The sequence below is a fragment of the Actinocrinis sp. genome, from assembly GCF_035938995.1.
Taxonomy (GTDB): domain Bacteria; phylum Actinomycetota; class Actinomycetes; order Streptomycetales; family Catenulisporaceae; genus DASZGI01.
The window spans coordinates 70,698-87,945 of record NZ_DASZGI010000081.1 but is presented as its reverse complement, the minus strand read 5'-3'; the positions used below and the strand labels follow the sequence as shown (position 1 = coordinate 87,945).

15 protein-coding genes are annotated in these 17,248 nt (G+C 70.9%); 6 read left to right on the top strand and 9 right to left on the bottom strand.

The window, feature by feature from the left end:
• The 4 genes from VGZ32_RS05415 to VGZ32_RS05400 form a co-directional block, all read right to left on the bottom strand.
• Positions 1-1,439, bottom strand: a 1,439-nt coding sequence (locus VGZ32_RS05415) for a RecQ family ATP-dependent DNA helicase (RefSeq protein WP_326884704.1), incomplete at its 3' end; no start/stop codon positions are given.
• Positions 1,440-1,767: 328 nt separating this feature from the next.
• Positions 1,768-2,640 carry an SGNH/GDSL hydrolase family protein gene (locus VGZ32_RS05410; protein ID WP_326884703.1) on the bottom strand — a complete coding sequence of 291 codons (873 nt, stop codon included), beginning with the start codon at positions 2,638-2,640 and terminating at the stop codon, positions 1,768-1,770.
• Between the two features lie 101 nt (positions 2,641-2,741).
• Entirely contained in the window at positions 2,742-3,587 is an 846-nt protein-coding gene (locus VGZ32_RS05405) for a phosphatase PAP2 family protein (protein WP_326884702.1), read from the bottom strand.
• A 295-nt stretch (positions 3,588-3,882) separates the two neighbouring features.
• Positions 3,883-5,601, bottom strand: a complete 1,719-nt coding sequence (locus tag VGZ32_RS05400; protein ID WP_326884701.1) for a peptide-N4-asparagine amidase — start codon at positions 5,599-5,601, stop codon at positions 3,883-3,885.
• Positions 5,602-5,785: 184 nt separating this feature from the next.
• Here VGZ32_RS05400 and VGZ32_RS05395 point away from each other — a divergent pair, with 184 nt between their 5' ends.
• Positions 5,786-6,748 carry a hypothetical protein gene (locus VGZ32_RS05395; RefSeq protein WP_326884700.1) on the top strand — a complete coding sequence of 321 codons (963 nt, stop codon included), beginning with the start codon at positions 5,786-5,788 and terminating at the stop codon, positions 6,746-6,748.
• Here VGZ32_RS05395 and VGZ32_RS05390 read toward each other — a convergent pair.
• Positions 6,714-7,223 carry a hypothetical protein gene (locus tag VGZ32_RS05390; protein WP_326884699.1) on the bottom strand — a complete coding sequence of 170 codons (510 nt, stop codon included), beginning with the start codon at positions 7,221-7,223 and terminating at the stop codon, positions 6,714-6,716. The two genes, VGZ32_RS05395 and VGZ32_RS05390, sit on opposite strands and share 35 nt — an antisense overlap.
• Before the next feature lie 199 nt (positions 7,224-7,422).
• Entirely contained in the window at positions 7,423-8,403 is a 981-nt protein-coding gene (locus VGZ32_RS05385; RefSeq protein ID WP_326884698.1) for an ABC transporter substrate-binding protein, read from the bottom strand.
• Positions 8,404-8,782: 379 nt separating this feature from the next.
• Between VGZ32_RS05385 and VGZ32_RS05380 the strand changes: the two genes are divergently transcribed.
• The 4 genes from VGZ32_RS05380 to VGZ32_RS05365 are packed head-to-tail and all read left to right on the top strand — an operon-like array spanning position 8,783 to position 12,738.
• Entirely contained in the window at positions 8,783-11,251 is a 2,469-nt protein-coding gene (locus tag VGZ32_RS05380; protein WP_326884697.1) for a HAMP domain-containing sensor histidine kinase, read from the top strand.
• A 59-nt stretch (positions 11,252-11,310) separates the two neighbouring features.
• Positions 11,311-11,700 carry a roadblock/LC7 domain-containing protein gene (locus VGZ32_RS05375; protein ID WP_349263491.1) on the top strand — a complete coding sequence of 130 codons (390 nt, stop codon included), beginning with the start codon at positions 11,311-11,313 and terminating at the stop codon, positions 11,698-11,700.
• Positions 11,697-12,167 (top strand): DUF742 domain-containing protein, encoded by a 471-nt coding sequence (locus tag VGZ32_RS05370; RefSeq protein ID WP_326884695.1) that lies wholly within the window; start codon positions 11,697-11,699, stop codon positions 12,165-12,167. Before VGZ32_RS05375 ends, VGZ32_RS05370 begins: the two co-directional genes overlap by 4 nt.
• Positions 12,118-12,738: a GTP-binding protein gene (locus VGZ32_RS05365; RefSeq protein WP_349263487.1), complete on the top strand. Its 621-nt coding sequence runs from the start codon at positions 12,118-12,120 to the stop codon at positions 12,736-12,738. The genes VGZ32_RS05370 and VGZ32_RS05365 overlap by 50 nt, the downstream gene beginning before the upstream one ends.
• 111 nt (positions 12,739-12,849) lie before the next feature.
• Here VGZ32_RS05365 and VGZ32_RS05360 read toward each other — a convergent pair whose 3' ends face one another.
• Genes VGZ32_RS05360 through VGZ32_RS05350 form a run of 3 tightly spaced genes read right to left on the bottom strand, consistent with a single transcriptional unit; the run spans position 12,850 to position 15,367 of the window.
• Complete coding sequence (locus VGZ32_RS05360) at positions 12,850-13,521, bottom strand: ABC transporter permease (protein ID WP_326884694.1); 672 nt, start codon at positions 13,519-13,521, stop codon at positions 12,850-12,852.
• Positions 13,518-14,168: an ABC transporter permease gene (locus VGZ32_RS05355; protein WP_326884693.1), complete on the bottom strand. Its 651-nt coding sequence runs from the start codon at positions 14,166-14,168 to the stop codon at positions 13,518-13,520. Before VGZ32_RS05355 ends, VGZ32_RS05360 begins: the two co-directional genes overlap by 4 nt.
• Entirely contained in the window at positions 14,165-15,367 is a 1,203-nt protein-coding gene (locus tag VGZ32_RS05350) for an ABC transporter ATP-binding protein (protein WP_349263486.1), read from the bottom strand. Before VGZ32_RS05350 ends, VGZ32_RS05355 begins: the two co-directional genes overlap by 4 nt.
• Before the next feature lie 264 nt (positions 15,368-15,631).
• On the opposite strand from VGZ32_RS05350, the gene VGZ32_RS05345 reads away from it, so the two are divergent.
• On the top strand, positions 15,632-17,161 hold the full coding sequence (locus VGZ32_RS05345; protein ID WP_326884691.1) for a S53 family peptidase: 1,530 nt from the start codon (positions 15,632-15,634) through the stop codon (positions 17,159-17,161).
• The last annotated feature ends 87 nt before the right edge of the window (positions 17,162-17,248 follow it).

The following is a 17,248-nucleotide window of genomic DNA, read 5'->3' as shown; positions in this document are numbered from 1 at the left end:
GGATCGTCCAGCTCCCGGCGCAGAAACTCCATCCGGCAGCCGTCGGACGCGGCGTAGCCGAGCATCGCGCGCTGCTCCCGCTCCCGGGCCGCGGTGATCCGGGAGTAGCGCTCCTCGTCGTACTCCCACGGCACGCCGGTCGCCGTCCACCCGCCGGTGGTGCGCCGGACCGCGCCGTCCGCGTCCAGTATCTTCAGCAGCAGCTCGAGCCGGCTCCGCTTGAGCTCCACGCGCGGCTCGATGGCCATCGTCGACAGCGGTTTCGGGGCCTCGCGCAGGACGTCGAGGACCAGCTCGACGACCGGGCGGGGCGGAAAGGCGAGCGAGCTGAAATACCGCCAGATCGCCTCGTCCTCCGCACCGGGCAGCAGCACCACCTCTGCCCGCTCGACTCCGCGCCCGGCCCGCCCGACCTGCTGGTAGTAGGCGATCGGCGAGGACGGGGCGCCGAGGTGCACGACGAACCCGAGGTCCGGCTTGTCGAAGCCCATGCCCAGTGCGGAGGTGGCGACCAGCGCCTTGATCCGGTTGGCCAGCAGGTCGGCCTCGGCCTCCTGGCGCTGGGTGTCGTCGGTGCGGCCGGTGTAGGCGGCGACTGTGTACCCCCGGTCGCGCAGGAACTGGGCGGTCTCCTCGGCTCCCGCCACCGTCAGGGTGTAGATGATGCCCGAACCCGGCAGCTCGCCGAGGTGGTCGGCCAGCCAGGCCAGCCGGTGTGCCGGGTCAGGCAGCCGCACCACGGCCAGCCGCAGCGATGCGCGGTCCAGGCTGCCGCGCAGCACCAGCGCCGACTCGGCGCCGGTGCCCAGCTGTTCGGCGACGTCCGCGGTGACCCGCGAGTTGGCCGTCGCGGTGGTGGCGAGGATCGGCAGCCCCGGGCGCAGCCGGCCGATCAGGGTGCGCAGGCGCCGGTAGTCGGGCCGGAAATCGTGGCCCCAGTCCGAGATGCAGTGTGCCTCGTCGACCACCAGCAGCCCGGTCTCGGCGGCCAGCTTCTCCAGCACGTTGTCCCGGAACCCCGGGTTGTTCAGCCGCTCCGGGCTGATCAGCAGCAGATCCACCTCGCCGAGCCGGATCCGCTCCTCGATTCCGGTCCAGTCGGTGAGGTTCGCCGAGTTGATGGTGGCGGCGCGCAACCCGGCTCGGGCGGCCGCGTCGATCTGGTTGCGCATGAGGGCGAGCAGCGGCGAGACGATCACCGTCGGCCCGGCGCCGCGGGCCCGCAGCAGCGCCGTCGCGGTGAAATAGACGGCTGACTTGCCCCAGCCGGTGCGCTGGACCACCAGGCAGCGGCGCCGGTCGGCCACCAGCGCCTCGATCGCCTGCCACTGGTCGTCGCGCAGCCGGGCCGCCTCGCCCGCCAGGGCGCGCAGCACCGATTCCGCCTCGGCGCGTAACGCCACGCGGTCGAGGGTCGGGGATTCGTGCTGAACGCTCATGTTGCCTTTCTATAGGACGGCGGCGACGCGGGGCGAGGGGGAAGCGGGAAGCTGTGGATAAGTGCTGTGGATAACTTGGCGGTGGGTTGGGGGAACGCAGGGTATGGATAAAGGGGTGGGGAGGGGTGGGGGAGGTTGTAGGCGGGTGGAGGGGCGGTGAATGTGGGCTGGTGAGCTGGGCGGTGCGCGAAAGATGAAGGCCGCCCGCCCGCGGGATGGCGGGCGGGCGGCGGTTTCGGCGGGTCCAAGTGCGGCCTTGGCCCGGCCGGGTGGGGCGGATCAGATGACCGGCTCGGGTGTGGCGGTCAGATGATCAGTGATCGGTGGATCAGTCGAGTGCGGCCTCGACGATGTTCGCCAGGGTCTCTTCGCCCTCGGCGTTGGGGTGCACCGGAGCGGCGGGCGCGGTGGGGATCACGCCCTCGATCCACTTGACGCCCTCGGGCTTGCAGATGTCGTGGCCGATGGTCTGTGTGTACGTGTCCACGTACTCGGCACCGTTCTGCGCCGCGGCCGTCGCCAGCATCGCGTTGAGCTCCTTCTCGGTCGTACGCAGGTAGGACACGTCCCCGTACGCGATCGGCTGCAGAGGCCAGCAGCCGTCGCTGTGCTCGGGAAGGATGTCCGGGTAGCCCACGACGAGTACGCGCGCCTGTGGGGCGTGCTGATGGATCGCCTGGAGCACGGCGGCGACCTTGGGCTCCGTGGCGTCGATCATGGCGGCCAGCTGGTCCGAGCCGCCGGAGGTGTAGTGCGCGGTGCAGGGGTCCCCGAAGGGATTGGTAAGGCTCAGCGCAGCACACGTGAGGATGATGCTGACGAATCCAACGTCGTTGCCGCCGATCCCGAGGGTCACCAGGCGGGTGTCGCTGGTCACCGAGTCGAGCTGCGGTGCGTTGACCGGGACTCCGGCGTCGGTCTGCGTCTGCGCCAGGTCGTACGTCGTCGCGCCGGAGCAGCTGGCGTCCGACAGCGAGGACGAGCCGATCGCGGTGGCCACGAGCGACGGGTAGTTGTGGTCGGAGCGCAGGCACAGCCCGCCGCTCTGGTCGGGGATCAGCGGGCCGGCGACATAGGAGTCGCCGAGGGAGACGTACTTTCCGGTCGGGGCGTCGGCGGCGGCTGTGGTTGCAGTGGCTGCGGTGAGGATGAGCGCGGCGCCGACGGCTACAGTGGCGCGGGCGCGCACGACAGAGGGCATGCGGGTACTCCAAGCGGCAGTGATGCGTGGGGGAAACGTGGGGGAAGCTGCCCGGGTTACCGATCGGTAATAACGGGGCTGCGGTGATGATGAACCCCGCGTTACATCACGTCAACGAGCCCGCTCTTTTCCACGTCAGGCTTGGTGAGATCTTTACGGCCGGTCACCCGCCGGCGTATGCGGGAGCGGGTCGCCGCCTGCGCGCCGAGCGTCGCGCCGAGGAGTGCGACTGCGACTATTCCATCCGCCCAGAAGTGGTTACCGGTTGCTACGACCACGAATATGGTCATCGCCGCGTGCGCCGTGCCCAGGTAGCGCCAACGCGACGTGCTGACCCTGTAGGCGCACAGCGCGATCAACACTGCCCAGCCCACGTGCACCGAAGGCATCGCGGACAGCTGGTCCGGGTCGAAGCCGCCCACCGTCCCGTACACCGATTGGCCGTACTGCATGGCCGTGTCCGCAAGCCCGATCCCCAGGACCATCCGCGGCGGGGCGACCGGCAGGAACTGGATCGCCAGGCACGCCGCCGTGAGCAGCGCCATCGTGGTGCGCCAGTGCGAATAGGCGTCCGGATGGCGGACGAACAGCCACACCAGGAACACGATCAACGCGGTGAAGTGCATGGAGGCGTAGTAGAGATTCGCCGTCTCCACGAGGAGCGGATGAGGCAGGATCCACGCCTGGACCGTGTGCTCGCTCGGCAGGTGCAGCGTGCGCTCCACGTCCCAGATCCACTTGCCGCGCCCGACAGCGGCGTACGTCCCCGACCCGGCGAGGTCCCCGGCGAGCTGCCATAGGCCGTACAGTCCGATGATCAGCGAGGCTTCGCGCAGGAACGGCTGAACCCGGTGCCCGGCGTCGCGTAACCGCAGGATCCCCCAGAGCGCGGCCAGCACTCCGGTGACAGCGGCCGCCTCCTGCCAGGTCCACATCAGGTTCGGCATATTCGGCCAGTCTAGTGACGCACGAAGCTCACGGTCCGGGGCGTGATCGGAGCGTGGATGGGGTCCGGACCGCGGCGCGTGCCCCGTCGTCCGCGCTTCGTCATACCGTATCCGCGACGTGTCTTCTGTGCGTCGGTGGCGTGAAGCAGCGGCGGACGTGTCGCTTGTCAAAGCTAAGCCGGGCCTGACAGCAGAAAGATCGCGCGGCGGGGAGCTAAGGCGTTCCCCACCGCGCGATCTTTCGGTGCAATCCGCTGACGCATCGCGTACGCACACGCGAGCGGCAGTTGACGTATCAGCCGCAGTCGAAGTACCGGTCCGAGGTCACATAGCCGTGGTCCGCTTCGATCTTGTGGTGATAACACGGGGCGTCCGCCGACTGGGCGAAGTAGTCCTCGGTGTCCGCGCCGTCGGCCTGGACAACGTTCCCGCTGTCGTCGCGCTGGAGCACGCCGTTCGCCGTCACATGGTCGTTGACGTGCGCCGTTGTGCGCCAGTCGTCACCCGTGCGTGTGTCGGTGGTGGTGATTCGTGATACGTCGGCCGTACCCCGGACCAGGAAGCCCGAGCCGGTCGAACTGGGCTGGTACACGCTGGTCACGTCAATGGGGTAGGACCAGGAATCGCGCGCCGCGCCGGGCTCACTCGGCTCACTGGACTCGGGGCCGCCGGAGGTGGTGACCTCTGTGTAGCCCTGGTCCCGCTGCTGGACGCTCTGGGCGTTGCCCGCCTGGGTGATGGTGTCCACGTTCGAGTACGAAAGGTGCTGAGTCACCGTCGTGGTGACCCGGCCCGCCGAGGTGTCGACGTAGCCGGACACCGTCCAGTCCCGCGAGGCGTCGGTGGTGATGACGTCGGTGGTGGCGTTCGGCGAGGTCACCGTGCTGGTGAGGGCGGGTGCGGCGGCGATGGCGTCCTTGACCAGGGCGCCGCTGGTCTGCGCGGCGTGGTGGTCGGTGTTCAGGAACAGCGTGCCGTCCATGAGCCAGACGTCGCTGATGCCCGCCGGCGGCAGCAGGGTGATCTGGTGCGCCTTGCCGTCGGTGAGCAGGCCCGCGAACGGGGTCAGGTCGATCGAGTAGGCCTCGGTGCGCAGCGAGTCCACGCTCATGATGGGCCGCCACATCAGCGGGCTGATCCCGCCGCTGTAGATGGCCGGGAACGGCTGCGCGACGCCCGCGAGCTTGCCGTCCACCTCGACCTCGACCTCGCGGTACGGCCCGCCGCCGCACAGCCCGTAGCCCGGGTGCGCCGCGTTGTAGGAGTCGGGGGCGTTGGTGTACCAGAACTCTTCGCAGCCGCCGCCGCGCGCGAACACCTCGAGGGTCGCGCTGGTGAGGTTGCGCGGGAAGGTCACCGACTGCGTCGCGGTCTGCCCGGCGGTCAGCGCCCACCAGCCGGCCGAGGTCGTGCCGCCCTGGCTGACCGGGATCACCTGGTCCGCGACCTGCGCGGCCGGGTGGGCGGCGTCCGCCTGGTAGTAGGTGACGGTCAGGGTCATGTGGTAAATGCCGGTGTACGTGCTGTTGACGATGTTGCCGAGGTCCGCCACCAGCGGCTGGGGCGTGCGCAGCAGCGGGATGAAGCGGGAGATGTCCGCGTCCACGTGCCAGGAGATGCCCGCCGGGTCGGGCTCGGGGGTACTGGTCCGGAACACCTCGGTGCCGCCGATCCAGACCCCGGCCAGCCGGTCGTACTGCCGCCCGGCCACGCTGCCGCTCCAGTCGAGCACCACCTTCGACCATGGGCCGGGGCAGGCGGCCGGGGGCGTCAGCGTGCCGACGAACGGCTGGCCGTAGCTGTTGGCGAAGTCGTGCTGCATCGCGGCGACGGTGCAGTGCGCGGTGTCCGGCCGGCTGACCGGCGGGAACGCGGTGACAGGGTTCTGATAGTTGATCTCGACGGCGGGGGTCGCCGCGGCGGCCGCCCCGGCCGGGCCGAGCGCGGTGACCACGGCGGCGACGAGCGCGGCGAGAACCGCGGCCAAGCGCGGCAATCGGGTGGATATACGCATGGGTACTGCACGTCCTCAGATCGGCCGAACAGGCGTAAAGGTCCCGCTCGTGGCAGGATCCGGACAAGCTTGTCCGCTCGTCGGGAGCGGCGCAAGACCCGCGGTGCCGCGGGAATATTCCCGCCGACGGCGTGGATAGCATCGGAGCGGAACGATCAGACCGGCGGGAGCGAGGGCGGCCACAGTGCGCATCGATGTCCATCAGCATCTGTGGACGGCGCCCTTCGTCGAGGCGCTGCGGGCCCGCAGCACACCGCCGCGCCTGGTCGGCTGGACCCTGCACCTCGAGGGCGAGCCGGAGTACCAGGTCGCGCCGCACGACCACGAGATCGAGCGGCGGTTGCGGTTGAACCGGGCCGACGGCGTCGACCTCGCGCTGCTCTCGCTGTCCAGCCCGCTGGGCATCGAGTTCCTGCCCGCGGCTGAGGCGGCGCCGCTGCTGGACGCCTACCACCAGGACAATCCCGGGTTGCCGAGCGATCCGGGACGCCTCGGCGGATTCGGGATGTGGGCGGCGGCCTGCGTGACACAGCCCGATCCGGACGCGCTGGGGAAGCTGCTGGACGCCGGCTGCGTCGGGTTGCAGCTGCCTGCGACGGCGCTGGCGGACCGGGCCGGATACGAGCGCTGTGGACCGTTGCTGCGGGTGCTTGAGGAGTGGGACAGGCCACTGTTCGTGCATCCGGGGGCGGCCCCGCCGCACGGTGACGTGCCGCCATGGTGGCCCGCGGTGGTCGACTACGTGCAGCAGATGCACGCCGCGTGCTTCGCTTTCGCCGCGTACGGGCGCCCGGCGCACCCCGCGCTGAAGGTCTGCTTCGCGATGCTCGCCGGTCTCGCCCCGGTGCACCGCGAGCGCGTTCAGGCGCGCGGCGGTCCGCAGGGCGCGGGCGGCGGGGTCGGCGACCCGGGCGTCTGGTTCGAGACCTCGTCGTACGGGGAGGTCGCGATCCGCGCCGTGTCCGCGGCGATGAGACCCGGCGCGTCCGGCGAGGCGCCCAGGGAGGCCGAGCGCATCGTGCTCGGGTCGGACCGCCCTTACGCGGCGCCCGTGAAGCTGCCTGACGAAGACGGGGCGGAGCGGGCCACGCGTGACCTGTTCGGCTCCTGGCTCAGGAGTGGACGGTCAGGCAGGCGGTCTGGTTGAGAGTGGTGTCGGTGAAGCAGAGGTTGTCGTTCTGCGGCAGCCAGATCCCCCCACCCGACGACCAGTCCACGGTCAGGTAGTGGTTGGTCGGATACCCCCAGATGTTGACCACGCCGTCGCTGTCCCAGAGCTGACCCCAGTCCGAGTCGGGGCCGTCGGTCTCCCCGCTGACCGAGTCCACGTGCAGGCCCGAGCCGTACACCGTGACACAGACGTGCGCGCCGCTCCAGAAGTCATAGGTGTGACAGCCGGTACCGGTGAAAGGCTGCAGAGTCGTATTTGACCCGGTGCCAGCTGAAGCAGTGCCAGCTGAGGCAGTGCCAGCTGAGGCAGCGTGAGATACTGCGGTGCCCCCACCTACCCAGCCGGCGCCGTCCGGTCCGACGGCGCTCGCCGACGCCGCACCGCCCTCGGTGACCGCGGCACCCACGACGAGCCCGGCGAACGCGAGCCGGCTGAGTGTACTTCGCAACATTCGTATCTCCTACCCGAGTGAATCTCCGCTGCCTCATCAGTCACTGGACAGTAGAGCCGTTCTATGCGCCAGGGTAGGCGTACGAATGTTCCCGGGGCCAACCCGAGGTGACCGATCGGCGCCGTCACGCCCGCCGCGGACCCGGTGTCCGACCGGCGCACGCCGCCCGGACACCGGATCCGTCACCGGCGGCCGACCGTCAGATCAGGCCCTCCGAGGTGAGCCAGTCGTGCGCGACCGTCTTCGGGTCCGCCTTCTGGACCTGGGTCTTGACGTCGAGGCCGAGCAGCGACTGCGAGTCGAGCTTCGCGTCCACGGCGTTGAGCGCGGTGATCCCGGCGGAGTTGATCGCGGTCTTGTTGATCAGCGGCAGCACGTTCTGCAGGCCGAAGATGTTCTTCGGGTCGGTCAGCGTCAGCAGGCCGCCCTGGGTGATCGTCGGGTCCGTGGTGAACAGGTCGCCCGCTTGCACGGCGTCGGAGGTCAGCGCGGTCTCGGTGAGCGTGCCGCCGGCGTCCAGCGACTTGAAGTTGATCTGCGACGCCTTGAGCCCGTAAGCCTGCTCGAGGCCCAGAATGCCCTGGTAGCGGGTCTGGAACTCGGGCGCCGCGCCGAGGGTGACCGGCCCGCCCTTCAGCGCGGTCACGAAGTCCGCGATCGAGGCGCCGGACTTCAACGCCAGCGTGCCGGCCTCGTTCTTGCTCAGCGTGAGGGTGTCGTTGTCCTGCGCCGTCGCGGGGTCGAGGATCTCCAGGTTGGTGTCCAGCTCGCCGGCGATCGCCGCGTCCACCTGGGCGGTCGAGGTCTGCGGGTTGTTCTTCTTCGGGCTTTGGATGCCGTCGAGGTACGCCAGCAGCGCGCCGTTGTACTCCGGCTTCATGGTGATCGTCCCGGACTTGAGCAGCCCGTAGGTGACCTCCCGGCTGGCGATGTCCAGCTTGTAGGACACGTTGTAGCCCTTGGCGGCCAGCGCCTCGCCATAGATATAGGCGAGCAGTTCGCTCTCCGGGAAGTTGTCCGAGCCCACCACGATCGAGCCGCTGGGCGCCGCACCCCCGCCCAGCGGGTTGGAGCCGGAGGAGCCCGGACTGTTCGAACTCGAGCACGCGGCCAGGGCCGCCCCCGCCACGAACGCGGCTGACAGGGCCGCGGCGGCCCGCCTGGTCTTCCTGCTGATCACGGTGGCTCCTCGGGGTCGGATCGACGTCACTGGAAGCTGCGGAACGTGGACGGACAACGCCGCGCGGGGGGCGCGAACGGCCCGGCCGTGGTCCCACCTGGTCGTCTAACCGCCCCGGCGGTGCTTTCCTTCCGGCCATCCAATCCGCGGGCGAGAATGACAGTCAACCGCGACACGATCACCAAAGCGTATCGCTTGCTCCAGTCCTCACACTGTTCACGCCTCCGAAACATCCAGCGCGTGACCGGATGGCGACAAACCGCCGCGGCATTCGATACTGTTCTGCCGGTTCGGAACTGAAAACTGATCGACTCGACGTTTGGCGTGAACCGCCCCGAGGATTCGGACGGGTTTGCGGCACATCAGCGGGAGGCGCGCGGTGGCAGTGGGCAGTGGGCCTGGGCAGGGACGTCGGGCGCGCCGTCGGGACGGGGCCAAGGGCTTGGACCGGATCCCGTTCCGCCGCAAGCTCGACCTCCTGATCGCCATCCCGTGCCTGGCCATCGTCGGCCTGCTCAGCCCGCTGGTGGTCCAGCAGGTCGACGCGGCCCGCACCTGGGAGACCGCGGCCTCGTACATGGGCGCCACCGCCCAGGTCAGCACCCTGATCAGCGATCTGAACGCGGAGCAGGAGAACGCGCTCGGCGTGGTGGACAAGGTCCCGCTGATCGACGCCACCGCCTACAACCGGGCGATCGCCGCGACCCAGGCGCAGCGGAACGCGGTGCTCGCCGCCTATCAGAACAATCCGCCGCTCGCGATGCGCCCCGCGCTCGACGAGATAGACGCGCTGAACGAGATACGCACCGAGGTGCGTAGCGGCGCGATCATGGGCACCATCGTGCTGCAGGCCTATACGACCGCGATGCAGGACCTGGCCGACGACGTGGGCCTGACCCAGGCGGCGGCCAACGGCAACCCGGCGGCCGTCCCCGAGGCGGAGCTCGACGTGCTCTTCGAGGCCGACCTCGCCGCCAGCGAGCGCGAGGCCGCGCTGGTCGAGATCGCCGGCAACCCAGGTGCCGCGCCGGTGCAGTACCCGATCGCCGAGCAGGAATTCGGCGTCCAGGTCTCCCAGGGCCAGCGCCTCTCCGAGTTCGCCCCGCCGGCCGACTACAGCCTCTACGACAACGTCCAGCACGACGCTAACCAGCAGGTGCTGGACAACTTCAACACCGACACGGTCGACTCGATCATCGTCGAGGGGCACAGCTCGACCCTCGGCTCCACGGCCAACTCGATCGACGTCACCAACGCGGCCCTCGAGCAGACCGTCGCGCGCGCGAACATGGAGCGGACCGTCACCAGCCAGGTGGTCGCCCGCGCCACCCACAGCTCCTCGGTCGCCGCGTGGACCGCCGTGGGCCTCGTGCTGCTCGCCGTGGTGATGCTGATCGCCCTGCTGATCTTCAGCGTCCTGATCCGCCACTCGATCGCCCGCCCGGTGCTGCGGCTGACCCTGGCCGCCACCCGCATCGCCAGCATCGCCGAGCAGGACCTCGAGCGCGTCGCCGACGAGGACCAGGACGGCGACGCCCCGCCGGAGCTGGAACGGGTCACGGTCAGCAGCCAGGACGAGATCGGCGACCTGGCCGGCTCGTTCAACCGGCTCCAGGAGACCGCGGTCAAGGTGCTCGAGCGCCAGCTCACCATCCGGCGCAACACCGCGGAGATGTTCGGCAACGTCGGGCGGCGCATCCACAACCTCACCGGCCGCCAGCTCGCCCTGATCGACGCGATGGAGCGCAGCGAGACCGACCCGGTGCTGCTCGAGCGCCTCTACCGGATAGACCACCTCGCGGTGCGCCTCCAGCGCGGCGCGGACAGCCTGGTCCTGCTCTCCGGCGAGCGCGAGAACGCCCTGGACGCGACCCCGATGCGGCTGACCGACGTGGTGCGCTCCGCCGTCGGCCGGATCGAGGGCTACCAGCGGGTCGTGCTCGGCGCCGAGGGCGACTCGATGGTCACCCCCGGAGCCATCGGCGACCTGACCCTGATGATCGCCGAGCTGGTCGAGAACGCGGTCGCCTTCTCGCCCACCTCGAGCACCGTCGACGTGGCCGTGCGGACCGTCTCGCGCGGCGCGGTCGTGGAGATCGTCGACCGCGGCGTCGGCATGTCCCCGGAGCGCCTGGCCGAGGAGAACCGGCTGCTGGTCAAGCGCGACCGGCTGGACCTGGCCCCGACCAAGGTGCTCGGGCTGTACGTGGTCGGCCGCCTGGCCGTGCGCACCGGCGTGCGGGTCAGCCTCGCCCAGACCGCGGGCGGCGGCCTGACCGCCCGGGTGAGCATCCCCGACGAGCTGCTGCTGGGCCACACCGAACTGATCGAGCGCGGGACGTCCGCCGCGGCCCCCGCACCGCGCACCGTTCCCACCCCGCCGATGCCGGAGCAGCGGCGCGACACGGCCACCGCCACGACCGCGCCCCTGCCCGCCGTGACGTCCACCGGGCTGCCCCAGCGTCCGCCGCGCGACGGCGGCCAGCGCCAGCCCGGGTCCGGGTCGGCTACCGCGCCGGCCCCGACCGCGCCAGCCGGCGGCGCTCCCCGCTCCACCGCGCCCGGTCCGGGCGCGCCGCTCAGCCCCGGCGCGCCACTGCTGCCGCGCCGGGTGCGAGGCAACCGCGCCCCCCAGTCCTTCCCTTCCGGCGGACGGCAGGGCGTCACGCTCGCACCGGCCACGGCGCTCGACGCCGAGGCCGCGCGGGCCGCCATCGAAGAGTTCGAGGCCGGTGTGGACCGGGCGCTGCGCGACAGCGCCCAGGAGCCGTCGGCCCGACCACCCGCAGCGACGGCCAACGCACCGGTCGCGGGGGACACCGACGAGGAGAAGGGAGAGAGGCCGTGAACGCCTCCACCACCCCCGACGCCGACGGCCTGCGCGCCGCGGCGAAGGACTTCACCTGGATGGTCAGCCGGTTCGCCACCGAGACCGCCGGAGTCGTCGACGCGATAGCGGTCTCCTCCGACGGACTGCTGATCGCGGTCTCCCGCCCAGGTGATCAGGCCGACTCGGAGCGGTTGGCCGCCATCGTGTCGGGTATCACCAGCCTGGCAGCGGGCGCCGCGGGGAACTACGGCCTCGGCTCGCTCAACAAGGTGATCATCGACATGGCCGGCGGGCACCTGCTGGTGTCCTCGATCGGCAGCGGCTCGGTACTCGGCGTGGTGACCTCGAAGGACGCCAAGCTCGGTAACGTGGCCTACGAGATGACGCTGTTCGCGAACCGAGTCGGGGCGATCCTCAGCCCGCAGCTGATCGTGGAGCTCAAGAACACCGTCGGAGCGATGGGGTGACCAGACAGGGCGGGCGGTCCAACCGGGTGCCGCCGTCCCCGCAGGGCGGGGCGGCGCGCGGCGCCGGGTCGGCGTCGGGCGCGGTATCGCCGCAGGGCGGCGAACCGGCGTCGGCGGTCCGTCCGTTCATGGTCACCGAGGGCCGGGTCGCGGCGGAGGCGGGGCTGCCGGTGGAGACCCAGGTCGTGGCGACCGCGGAGGGCCTGCATGCGCTCGGCGCGCTGGCCTTCGAGCGGCGAGCCATCGTCGAAGCCTGTGGCACGCCGCTGTCCTTGGCGGAGGTCGCCGTACGGCTGCGGCTGCATCTGAACGTGGTCCGGGTGCTGGCCGGGGACTTGCGGGCCAGCCGTCTGCTCGCGGTGCACGTGCCGCGCGCGGGCACCTCCTCCGACATTGACGTATTGCGAAGGGTGATCGATGGGCTCCGCTCCATCCCCACTTCCGTCGGCTCAAGGGACGCCGACTGACGACCAGCCGGCCGTTCGTCCGCCGTTGCCGGTCAAGATGGTCGTGGCAGGCGGTTTCGGCGTGGGCAAGACGACCGCGGTGGCCTCGGTCTCCGAGATCGAGCCGCTGACCACGGAGGCGGCGATCACCGAGGTCGCGGTGGGGGTCGACGACACGTCGATGACGCCGGACAAGACCACCACCACCGTCGCCATGGACTTCGGCTGCCTGACGCTCGACCCGTCGCTGAAGCTGTACCTGTTCGGCACCCCCGGCCAGGACCGCTTCGGCTTCATGTGGGACGACGTGACCGAGGGCGCGCTCGGCGCGCTCGTCGTGGTCGACAGCCGCCGCCTGGACGACTGCTTCCAGGCCGTAGATTACTTCGAGCGCAAGGGAATGCCCTTCGCGGTCGCGGTCAACACGTTCGACGGGACGCTGACCCATCCGCTGGATGCGGTGCGCGAGGCCTTGGACGTGGCGACCGAGGTGCCGGTGGTGCGGTTCGACGCACGCGATTCGGGCTCGGTGCGCGACTCGCTGGTCATCGTGCTCGAACACGCCCTGGCTCGCGCGGTGGCGGCGGTTTAGATGAGGGTTTAGGGCTTAAGACGCTTAGGTCGCAGACCTGGGCGTCAGGCGCGCGAAAAGCGCTGCCGTTCTCCGCTCGGCGCGGCGGAGAACGGCATTTTGCTTTATCGGCTACTGGACGCGGCGGCGCACACCCGGTGAGACGAGCGTGCGGGACAGCACGCCGAAGAGCCCGAGCACGGCGATCGACAGCAGCGCCACCAGCAGCGCGCCGCCGGCCACCTGGGCGTAGTCGTACTCGTACAGGCCGTCCAGCACGTAGCGCCCGAAGCCGCCGAAGGACACCACGGCGGCGATGGTCGCGGTGGCCACGATCTGCACGGAGGCGGAGCGCAGCCCGTTGAGGATGAGCGGCAGCGCGGCCGGGATCTCCACCCGCAGCAGGATCTGAAGCGGCGTCATCCCCATGCCGCGCGCGGCGTCCACGGTGGCGGTGTCCACCCCGCGGATCCCCTCGTGGGTGTTGAGCAGGATCGGCGGTACCGCCAGCGCCACCAGCGGGATCAGCACGGCCTGGAAGTTCAGGCCCATCTTCACCGCGAGCAGCACCAGCAGGCCCAGGCTCGGCATGGCCCGGCCGACCGCGGCGAGCCCGGCGATCGGGGCGTCGCCGCGGCCGGTGTGCCCGGTCAGGAACGCCAGCGGGAGCGCGATCACGGCGGCGCAGACCAGCGCGATCAGCGAGTACCAGCAGTGTTCGCCCAGCCGGTGCCAGATGCTGTCGTAGCCGTGCTGGACCTGGGCCTCGCCGAAGAAGACCCGGAAGTAGTGGAAGAGGATCACGCGCGCACGCTCCTTCGGGCCGACCACGGGGTCAGGAGGCGTTGCAGGGCCCGCAGCGCCAGATCGACCGCCAGCGCCAGGGCCAGCAGGCTGAACAGGCCCAGCCACACCAGTCTGATCTCGAAGTGCCTAAGACCCTGGGTGAACAGGTTGCCGAAGCCGCCGAGGTTGCCGAGCACGCCCCCGACGCTCATGAGGCTGATGCTGGAGACGGCGGCGACCCGCACCGCGGCCATGATCGTGGGGGTGGCGATGGGCAGTTCCACCTGGAGATAGCGGCGGGCCGGCCCGAAGCCCATCGCGTCGGCGGCGATGCGCACCTCGGGCGGCACCGCGCGGATCCCGTCCACGACGCCGGGCACCAGGATCGCCAGGCTGTAGATGACCAGGGGGATGAACACGGTGGTCTCGGTCAGGTGGGTGTACGCCACCAGGAACACGAACATCGCGATCGAGGGGATCGAGTAGAGGATCGTGACGAACACGAGCACCGGCGGGTAAGCGTGCCGCCAGCGGGCACAGGCCTGCCCGATCGGCAGCGAGATCGCCAGCCCTGCGGCGCAGGCGCCCAGCGAGACCTCGATCTGCTGGCCCATCAGGCCGAGGTAGTCGTTCTGGACGTAGCTCGGCAGGTCGAAGACGCTCATCGCGCCTGCTCCAGCGAGCGGTCTTCCGGGCCCGCGTCCTCGGCGGCGGGCTCGCCCTCCACGTCGCCGACCGCGACGTCCACGTGCGCCTGGGTGGCGTGCGCGGCTCGGATCGCGTCCGCGATCGTCTCCTGGCTCACCACGCCGATGACCCCGCCTTCGGCGTCGACGCCGACCGCCCAGCCGGTGGGGGAGAGGACCGCGGAGTCGAGCGCGGCGCGCAGCGAGTCGGTGTCCGCCCGGAACACGTGCCCGAACGAGACCAGCCGCGTCTTGCCCACCGGCTGCGATCCGGACAGCGCCTCAGGGTTCGTCCAGCCGAGCGGCCGGCGCTGCTCGTCCACCACCAGAAGCCACGGGAAGCCTCCGGACAGGGCGGCCTCGCGCGCTGCGGCCGGCTCGGTGTCCGCCGCGACCACCGGGCCGCCCAGCAGGTTGAGCCCGTTCGCGGTGTAGAAGGTCAGCCGCTTGATGCCGCGGTCGGTGCCGAGGAACTGCTCGACGAACTCGTCGGCGGGCTCGGCCAGCAGCCGGTCCGGGGTGTCGAACTGGGCCAGGATCCCGCCCTGGCGCAGCACCGCGATCTTGTCGCCGAGCTTGACCGCCTCGTCGATGTCGTGCGTCACGAACAGGATCGTCTTGGCGACCGCCGCCTGGATCCGCAGGAACTCCTCCTGCAGGCCTTTGCGCACGATCGGGTCGACCGCGGAGAACGGTTCGTCCATGAGCAGCACCGGCGGGTCCGCGGCCAGCGCCCGGGCCACGCCGACGCGCTGCTGCTGGCCGCCGGACAGCTGGTGCGGGTAGCGCTTGGCCAGCGCCTTGTCCAGGCCGACGAGTTCCATCAGCTCGAACGCCCGGTTCCGGGCGGCGGACCGGGACTGGCCGAGCAGCCGCGGCACGGTGGCGATGTTGTCGACGATCGTGCGGTGCGGGAAGAGCCCGGCCTGCTGGATCACGTAGCCGATGCCGCGGCGCAGCTCGGCAGCCGGCTGCTGGCGCGCGTCCACCCCGTTCACCAGGATCCGGCCCTCGGTCGGCTCGATCAGCCGGTTCACCATCCGCAGCGACGTGGTCTTGCCGCAGCCGGACGGGCCGACCAGCACGGTGATCGCGCCGTCCGGAGCCTCCAGGCTGAGCGAACTCACCGCGACGGTGCCGTCCGGATACCTTTTCGTCACCCGCTCGAAAGATATCAAGACTCTCCCTCACCAGTGCCGCGTCAAAGCGAAGCACTCATCGTTTCCGGGGTACAAGGACGCTGTCAACCTGTGATCGGGCTGACCAGCCGGTCACCGGCGCGGTTCGGCTGACCCGGTGTTCGCGACGCCCTCAACCCTAACCGCTCCCCACGGACCTTTCCCGCGCTCTGCCCCTTCGGTGCGCCACGTGGTCGCATGCCGCGGCGCGCCGAACACGGAGAAGCATGACCCGATCACAGGGCGTGATGTATCCATGGAGGTATGGAACTCGCCGCCTCGCACCGCGCTCCGCTGCCCGCATCCACCGTCCTCGGGCCGGCCGACCCGCACGAACGCATCGAGGTGTCGGTGTACCTGCGCCGTCGCCAGCCGCTCCCGACCGACCTGACGACCGGCGGGCACTATGTCACCCGGGACGAGCTGCGCGAACGGTACGGCGCCGACGAGGCGGACGTCGACCGCGTCGGCGCGGCGCTCGTCCGTCACAACCTCGCCGTGGTGGCGGCCGACACCGGCGCGCGGCGGCTGACGATCTCCGGCACGGTGAGCGCGTTCAGCGAGGCGTTCGGCACCGCCGTCTCGACTGTCCGCACGCCGCACCGGTTCGCCCCTGAAGGGTTGGTTCACCGCTACCGCACCGGGCCGCTGAATCTGCCCGACGCCCTGTCGGGCGTCGTCACCGCGGTGCTCGGCATCGACAACCGGCCACAGGCGTGCGCCCAGTTCCGCATCGCCCCCGAGGCGGCCGGGGCGGTCTCGTACACCGCGCCGCAGGTCGGGGCCGCGTACGGGTTCCCCAAGGGCGCCAACGGTGCCGGGCACACCCTCGCGATCATCGAACTGGGCGGCGGGTTCGCGCACAGCGACCTGAATCACTACTTCAGCGGCCTGAAGCTGCGGCAGCCCTCGGTGACCGTGGTCGGCGTGGACGGCGGGGCGAACAGCCCGACCGGGGACCCGTCCGGCCCGGACGGCGAGGTGCTGCTCGATATCGAGGTCGCCGGGGCCCTCGCGCCCGGCGCCGCGCAGGTCGTCTACTTCGCGCCCAACACCGACCAGGGCTTCGTCGACGCGGTCGCCGCGGCGGCGCACGCCACCCCGACGCCGACCGCGATCTCGATCAGCTGGGGCGGCCCGGAGGACACCTGGACCGCGCAAGCCCGCGACGCGCTGGACCAGGCGTGCGCGGACGCTGTGGCGCTCGGCGTCACGGTGCTGGCGGCAGCCGGGGACAACGGCTCCGCGGACGGCGAGACGGACGGCGCCGCTCACTGCGATTTCCCCGCCTCGAGCCCGCACGTCCTCGCGTGCGGTGGGACGCGGCTCGCGTTGACCGCCTCAGGCGCCATCAGCAGCGAGACAGTGTGGAACGACTCCGCGACCGGTGGAGGGGCGACTGGCGGCGGAGTGTCGAAGGTGTTCCCGCTGCCGCTTTGGCAAGCGGGCGCGGGCGTCCCGGCGGCCGGCAGAGGCGTGCCGGACGTCGCGGCCAACGCGGACCCCGCCAGCGGCTACAAGATCTATGTCGACGGCCGGGCCGGCGTGGTCGGCGGAACGAGCGCGGTGGCCCCGCTCTGGGCCGCGCTGGTGTGCCGGCTCGCGGAACTGTCCGGAAAGCCGCTCGGCCTGGTCCAATCGACGCTCTACTCCGGCGTCGCCGCCGGAGTGGCGCAACGCGGCCTGCACGACATCACGTCCGGGACCAACGGCGCGTACGCCGCCGGGCCGGGGTGGGACGCCTGCACCGGCCTCGGCAGCCCGGACGGTGCCGCCCTCGTCTCGATTCTCTGACCGGCGAACGCCGCGTCGTCGGCCGCGGAAACAGTTCGACGGCTGTGCGCGAGCCTGGCACAGTGGCGCATCGTGGGTGACTTCGAT

Excerpts from the sequence above, each read along its gene's own strand:
- VGZ32_RS05410 (WP_326884703.1), bottom strand. The coding sequence starts at position 2,640 with ATGCCCTCTGTCGTGCGCGCCCGCGCCACTGTAGCCGTCGGCGCCGCG.
- VGZ32_RS05405 (WP_326884702.1), bottom strand. The coding sequence starts at position 3,587 with ATGCCGAACCTGATGTGGACCTGGCAGGAGGCGGCCGCTGTCACCGGA.
- VGZ32_RS05400 (WP_326884701.1), bottom strand. The coding sequence starts at position 5,601 with ATGCGTATATCCACCCGATTGCCGCGCTTGGCCGCGGTTCTCGCCGCG.
- VGZ32_RS05390 (WP_326884699.1), bottom strand. The coding sequence starts at position 7,223 with ATGTTGCGAAGTACACTCAGCCGGCTCGCGTTCGCCGGGCTCGTCGTG.
- VGZ32_RS05375 (WP_349263491.1), top strand. The coding sequence starts at position 11,311 with ATGGTCAGCCGGTTCGCCACCGAGACCGCCGGAGTCGTCGACGCGATA.
- VGZ32_RS05365 (WP_349263487.1), top strand. The coding sequence starts at position 12,118 with ATGGGCTCCGCTCCATCCCCACTTCCGTCGGCTCAAGGGACGCCGACT.
- VGZ32_RS05355 (WP_326884693.1), bottom strand. The coding sequence starts at position 14,168 with ATGAGCGTCTTCGACCTGCCGAGCTACGTCCAGAACGACTACCTCGGC.
- VGZ32_RS05345 (WP_326884691.1), top strand. The coding sequence starts at position 15,632 with ATGGAACTCGCCGCCTCGCACCGCGCTCCGCTGCCCGCATCCACCGTC.